This window comes from Protofrankia sp. Cas3, assembly GCF_963555955.1.
Lineage (GTDB): Bacteria > Actinomycetota > Actinomycetes > Frankiales > Frankiaceae > Protofrankia.
Genome location: NZ_CAUVXP010000233.1, coordinates 1 through 6,328 on the forward strand (window position 1 = coordinate 1; position 6,328 = coordinate 6,328).

Below are 6,328 nucleotides of genomic sequence, written 5' to 3' on the forward strand. Positions count from 1 at the left end.
GTATAAGAGACAGGTGTAGCCATGAGCGTTGGAGTTCCCGGAGTCGCCCTGGGTGTAGAGCCACCAGGTGTTGGTGTTTCCCTGGATGACAGGGTTCGACCGGCCCTGGTACTGGCATATCACCCATACCTTTGCGGATCCGTCCATGTATCCGCTGTCATCAAGGTCTTCCGAAGCCTGGTTGGAGCGGACGTTGGCGTAGACGGCCGAGCCCACGTAGGTACTGCAGGTGTAGATGGTCGAGAAATGTCGTCCGGCGTAGTCGACGGTCGTCACGCTGCTGGCCGAGCAGCTGTCGACCGGGGCCGGCTGCGGTTGGGGGGCGGTGGAAGGGGCCGGCTGGGCCGGAGCGGACGAGACGCTCGGAGCGCTGCTCGCCCGAGGTTGCGGATCCGCCGGACCCGCGGCGGATGGCCCCACAGCGGGCGGTGCCGCGGCGGCCGACACCGGCGGTGGGAGCGAATCCGGGTTCGCCGGCGTCGCGTCCGTCGATCCGCTTCCGCTTCCGCTTCCGGAGTTGGAGTTGGATGGCGCCGGGCTGATCGTGCCAGCGGCCGATGTCGGGTCGCCTGAGGGCGCGGGATCGGTCCCGCCGGGTGCCGGTGACGCCGTCACCGACGGGATGACGGACTTCGCCGTCCGCGTCTGGGCTGTGTCGGTACCCCCTCGTAGGACGGCAGCCAGTACCGCGATCACCACGAGTACGGCTGCCGCACCCGCGGCCGTAGCCAGCCACGTACGTCGAAGGCGTCGGTGACCCGAGCCGGTGCCCGCGGGTACCGGCACGGGCGGTGGCATCGGTGTTCGCCGTGCCCGGGTTCTGGTGGGCGTGTCCACCGCCTCGCGGAACCCAGGCGCCAACGGCGGCGTGTCCGCAAGGCGCGGTGTGTGCGCAAGGCGCGGTGTGTCGGGGTCCAGGTCGTCTCCGGCTGGCACCGGTCGGGCCAGCGGCTCGCTTCCGAGGACGTCCCGCAAGCTGTTGAACGTCTCGACAAGGCCGACCGCAGTCGGGCGTTGTTGTGGATCGACCGACATCATGGAGCCGATCAACAGCCGGAGCGGCTCGGCGACGGCCGGGTCGAGCTCCGCGGCATCGCCGGCGAGGATGCGGCGGATGAGCGTCGCGGGTCCGTCGCCGGCCTGGGGTGCGAACGGAGCCGTGCCGGTGAGCAGGGTGTACAGGGTTGAGCCGAACGCGTAGATGTCGGCCGCTGGCGAGTAGCGCAGGCCGTCGAGCACCTCGGGCGCGCAGTGGACCGGTGTAAACGCGTCAAGGCTGACCGACTCCTCCGAGTCGCTGCGGATGCTTGCCACCCCGAAATCGCTCAGCACCGCGCAGCCATCATCGGAGACCAGGAGATTTCCTGGTTTGACGTCACGATGAGTAATTTTGGCATCATGCGCCGCAGCGACCGCGCAGGCGACGGACACCCCTACTCCGACGGTTTCAAGCACGGACAGCTGGTTGCCGCCATGTATCCGGTCCGCCAGCGATCCCCGTGGGAAGTACTGCATCGCGATGAAGGGTCGGTCATCGGCGGTGGCGCCTGCGTCGTAAACGGTGATGACCTCCGGGAGGTGCGACAGGCGTCCGGATGCCTGGCACTCGCGGGTGAACCGCCGCAGCGCGTCCGCGTCCCCGAGGTTGGTGCCCAGAACCTTCACGGCGACCGTTCGCGCGAAACGTTCCTGGTGAGCGGTGTACACGGTGCTGAACCCACCGGTCGCGATCCGCCGAAAATCCCGGTAACCCTCGATGGGCGGACCCGGTGAGCCCCCGCCCGTACCCTGGCTCGCCTGATCCCGTTCCACATGATCTCCTGGTGCTATGGTCGCAGCCGCGTCCGCTGTGATGCATGCCCGGTTGAATTCCACATCATAATCGTGCGCCGCGATCCGTGAGCCCTTGGTGGTGCGCGGGATGACGCGACGCTTCGTGCGTTGTTTTGCAGTGGATCTGTGCGGCCGCCGAGCGCCCGAAAGAAACACGATCGCCTACTCTTCGGTCGCTGGACTGTCCCCTGTTGTTGCTTCCTGGTACCGTGCCGGTCAGCGCTTTTCGGCGTCCCTGGTGCTACCGGGTGGATGGCCACCGCCAGCGATTTCTGTCGGTGGCCCTGGTTCTCGTGGCCCTGGTTTTTGTGGCCGTCGGCCACCTGACGAAAGGAAAGACGCGATGGCTGACGTCCACGTCGATTACGGAGCGTTGGAGCAGACGGCATCGAGGCTCACAGCCGGTCAGCAGGAGATGGAAAACCAGCTGACTCAGCTCAAGGGTCTGATCGACAATCTGGTGACCAGCGGTTTCATCACCGATCAGGCGTCGGGGAAGTTCCAGCAGTCATATGAGCAGTGGAACACCGGTACCAGGAACGCCATCGCCGGGTTGGAGGGCATGGGCGCTTTCCTGAAGTTGGCTATTTCGAAGCACCAGGAACTTGATGCCACGCTCAGCCAGTCGGCGGGCGGCTGAGTAGGCGTTCGGCGGACGAAGCCTGGGTGAACAGGGAGGACCGCGGTGAGCGACTGGGGTGTCCTGGAGTTGGAGGGTGATCCGACTCCGGGTGACCCGGAGTCGGTGCGGGCGATGGCCGTCCGGTTGCGAGGCCAGGCCGATCTCGCTGAGAGTGGCACCGCGCGGTTGCGGACAATCGCGGGTAGTGGTGGCGAGCTGGCGATGGCCGGTAATTACGCGTCCCTGTTCACCGAGGCGTTGGTGGAGTTACCCGACGGGCTGGCCCGGTTGGCTCGTGCCTACCGGGGCTGCGGGGAGGCGCTGTTCGGTTATGCGAATGGTCTGACCGAGGCGAAGATCCGGGCGGGGGGCGCGTTGCGCGACGGCCTGGACGCTGAGGGTCGCTATCAGGCGGCGCTGCGTGAAGTGCGGGCGTTGCTGCCGCCGGACCGGGAGTTGCTGCTGTGGCCGCGGGCGGAGCTGTCCGAGGGTTCGATTGGTGTGGCGACGGCGCTGTGGGATGCGGTGGCGGTGGCCGGGCAGGTTCGGGCGGTCGCCAGCCGGGGGCAGGTGGCGGGTGCGGATCGGGCGCGGGCGCGGCGGTTGGCGTTGGATGCGGCGGAGTTGCGGGGGGAGGCGGTGCGGAGCTGCGCGCAGGGGATTGAGAACGCGCTCGCGGACAGTGGGATCAAGAACAGGCCGTGGTATGAGAAAGCCTGGGATGCGGTGTCGGCGCCGTTTCGGTCCTGGGACAGTTTCGTCGATCTCTGCCGGGATGTGGCGATGGTCGCGGGGGTCGTCGCGCTGTTTGTGTCGGGGCCGATCGGGTTGGCGTTGGTGGCGATCGCGCTGGTCGCGGGTGCGGCGGTGTTCGCGGACACGTTGGCGAAGTATGCGCAGGGTAAGGCGTCGTTAGGGCAGCTCGCTTTGGACTCGTTGGGTCTGATTCCGGGTGGACGCGGGGTGGTCAGCGTGGCCCGGTTGGGGCGGACCGCGGTGGCGGTGGGGCGTGGGGTGGCCCGCGGGGAGGGGTTGAAGCTCATCGGTGCCGGGCTGCGCACCTTTGGCGGTGCGGCGCTGGGCCGAGCGCGCAATATCGTGACGGCGATCCCGCACGGGATCGCGGTCGCTGGTGGCGACATTCGTAGTGCTTTGCGTGACCCCAGACTGTTCGCTCGTGCCGCGCATTGCCGGTTCGTCGGGCGGGATCCGGTGGACATGGCCAGCGGGCAGATGATTCTCACACAGGTCGACGTCGAGCTGCCCGGCCTGCTGGCCTGGGCGTTGCAGCGGACCCATCTGTCGTCGTATCGGGCGGGCCGGTGGTTCGGCCGGTCGTGGAGTTCGACGTTGGACCTCCGCCTGGAGATCGACGAGGCGGGGGTGTGCTATGCCGCGTCGGACGGGGTGCTGGTCGCCTACCCCCATCCCGCACCCGGGGCGACGGTGTGGCCGGCGGAGGGCCCACGGCTGCCGTTGACCTGCGACGCCGCCGGTGCCTATACGGTGACCGACCCGGCAACGGGCCACGTTTTCCACTTCGCGCTCCCGACCGACGGCGCTCGGGAGGTGGCGCTGCCGCTCGCCGCGATCACTGATCGTAACGGCCACCGGGTGGAGTTGGGCTACGACGCCGACGACGGGACGCTCGCTGAGATCGGCCATTCGGGTGGGTACCGGCTGGTGGTGGAGACCCGGCAGGGTCTGATCACCGCGATCCGGTTGCGGGGGCGGGCGGGCGAACCCGACACCGAGGTCATCCGCTACGGCTACGACGAGGGTGGCCGGCTGACCGAGGTGGTGAACTCCTCGGGTCGGCCGTTGCGGTTTGGCTATGACGCCGCCGGGCGCATGATCGGTTGGATGGATCGCAACGGCACCAGCTATGCCTACAGTTACGACGCAGCCGGTCGGGTGGTGCGGACCGTGGGTTCGGCGGGCTGCCTGGACGGGACGATCGTCTACGACACCGATCGCGGTGTCACGGTGGAGACCAACTCGCTCGGTTATGCCACGGAATATCATTTCAACGACGTGATGCAGCTGCGCCAGCGGGTCGATCCGCTCGGGCATGCCACCGGCTATGCGTGGGATCGGTATGACCGCAAGCTCGCCGAGACCGACCCGCTGGGCCGCACGGTGCGGTATCGCTACGACGCCGAGGGCAACCTGACCGAGATTGTCCGGCCGGATGGCAGCCGGGTGACCGCACAATGGAATGCGCTGCGGCTGCCGGTGACGCTGGTCGAGGCGGATGGTGCCCGCTGGGAACGCACCTACGACGAGCGGGGGAACCTGACGGCCGTGGTCGATCCGGTCGGGGCGCGGACGGTGTTCTCCTATGACGACCGTGGCCGGCTCACCACCGTCACCGACGCGCTCGGCCACACCCACCGGGTCGAGACCGACGCCGCCGGGCTGCCGGTCGCGGCGACCGATCCCCTCGGCGCGGTCACCGTGTATGAGCGGGATGGGTGCGGTCTGCCGGTCGCGGTGACCGATCCGGTGGGCGGGACGACCCGGTTCGGGTGGACGGTGGAGGGCAGACCCGCCTCCCGGACCCTGCCCGACGGTGCCACCGAGCGGTGGAGCTATGACGGGGAGGGCAATCTCGTCGAGCATGTGGACGCGGCTGGCCTGGTGACCCGCATCGAGGTGACACATTTCGATCTGCCGGCGGCGCGGACCGGCCCGGACGGGGCGCGCCTCGCGTTCGCCTACGACACCGAACTACGGCTGGTCGCCGTCACCAACCCGCACGGCCTGGTCTGGCGCTACGACTACGACCCGGCCGGGAATCTGGTGCGGGAGACCGACTTCAACGGGCGGGTGCTGGCCTATACCCATGACGGCGTCGGGCAGCTCGTCGCGTCGACCAACGGTGCGGGGGAGACCGTGCGGTTCACCCGCGATCTGCTCGGTAACGTGGTTGAGAAACGGGACGGAAATGCGGTGACGACGTTTGCCTACGATCCGGTGGGACGGGTGGTGCGTGCGGTGAACGCCGACGCCGACTGCACGTTCACCCGGGACCCCGCCGGTCGGATGCTGGCCGAGACCTGTAACGGCCGGACGGTCTCCTCGACGTACGACGTGCTGGGCCGGCGGGTGCGGCGGGTGACGCCGTCCGGGGCGGACAGCCGGTGGGAGTATGACCCGAACGACCTTCCGCTGGTGCTGCACACTGCGGGTCGGACGGTGCGGTTCGTCCACGACGACGCCGGCCGGGAGATCGAGCGCAGCCTGGACAGCGGGGTGGTGCTGGCGCAGGCGTGGGATGCCAACCACCAGCTGCTGTCGCAGACCGTGACCGCTGCCGTGCTCGGGAGTGCGGGGTACGCACGGGTGCTGCAGCGCCGGGACTACTCCTACAGCCCGGATGGGTATGTCACCGAGATCGATGACATGCTCGCCGGCCTGCGCCGGTTCGATCTCGACCCGGTGCGGCGGGTCACCGCGGTCCACGGGGCCGGCTGGTCCGAGCGCTACGTCTACGATGCCGTGGGCAACATCACCGATGCGTCCTGGCCTGCGTCCACCCAGTCCCCACCCGCCCAGCCGAACGGCCGCGACGGGGTGCACGAGGCCGCGCAGGGCGGTCGGGAGTACGCCGGCACGCTGATCCGCCGGGCCGGCCGGGTCCGCTACGAGCACGACGGCCAGGGCCGGGTGACACTGCGCCAGCACAAACGGCTGTCGGGCAAGCCGCACACTTGGCGCTACAGCTGGAACGCCGACGATCGGCTGACCGGTGTGACCACCCCGGACGGCCAGCGCTGGCGGTACTCCTATGATCCGTTCGGCCGGCGGATCGCCAAGCAGCGCCTCGCCGGCGATGGCACCGGCGACGACGGCGGGGTGGGCGAACGGGTT

General features: G+C 68.8%; 3 protein-coding genes. 2 read left to right on the top strand and 1 reads right to left on the bottom strand.

The window, feature by feature from the left end:
• The coding region (locus tag U9983_RS25930) for a serine/threonine-protein kinase (protein WP_322756522.1) at positions 1-1,812 on the bottom strand (1,812 nt) is incomplete at its 3' end.
• 364 nt (positions 1,813-2,176) lie between these two features.
• Between U9983_RS25930 and U9983_RS25935 the strand changes: the two genes are divergently transcribed.
• Positions 2,177-2,473: a WXG100 family type VII secretion target gene (locus tag U9983_RS25935; RefSeq protein WP_322756523.1), complete on the top strand. Its 297-nt coding sequence runs from the start codon at positions 2,177-2,179 to the stop codon at positions 2,471-2,473.
• 45 nt (positions 2,474-2,518) lie between these two features.
• On the top strand, positions 2,519-6,328 hold a 3,810-nt coding region (locus U9983_RS25940; RefSeq protein ID WP_322756524.1), incomplete at its 3' end, for a DUF6531 domain-containing protein.

Coding starts and splice junctions, on each gene's coding strand:
- U9983_RS25935 (WP_322756523.1), top strand. CDS start 2,177: ATGGCTGACGTCCACGTCGATTACGGAGCGTTGGAGCAGACGGCATCG.